The 263-nt window shown below is 57.4% G+C and carries 1 protein-coding gene; it reads right to left on the bottom strand.

Annotated features, from left to right (window positions below):
- Positions 1–205: hypothetical protein (locus SB719_RS20835; protein ID WP_412159843.1), on the bottom strand; the 205-nt coding region annotated here is incomplete at its 3' end.
- Positions 206–263: the final 58 nt, after the last annotated feature.

The following is a 263-nucleotide window of genomic DNA, read 5'->3' as shown; positions in this document are numbered from 1 at the left end:
ACGTCTTGATGAAGCCGATTTCCGCCGCCTTTGCTTCGGTCAGATATTCGCCGGTGATCACGAAAAGCATGTTGCCCTTTTCGGGCAGCGTCCATCCGACCATCGCGGACAGACGAACCGCGCTCTTGCGCTCAACGGTGAACACACCGCTCAGCACCCCACGCCCACGATTCAGTACAACTCGATCGACCCATGCTTCATTCATGGCGGCACCACACCTTGCTCATTGTTCTCAGGCCCGTGGCCCCTCTTCATTGATAGGC

The organism is Pantoea sp. SIMBA_079 (assembly GCF_046940275.1).
GTDB classification, from domain to species: Bacteria; Pseudomonadota; Gammaproteobacteria; order Enterobacterales; family Enterobacteriaceae; genus Pantoea; species Pantoea borealis.
The sequence above is the reverse complement of the archived record's forward strand: the minus strand, read 5'-3'. Positions and strand labels throughout refer to the sequence as shown.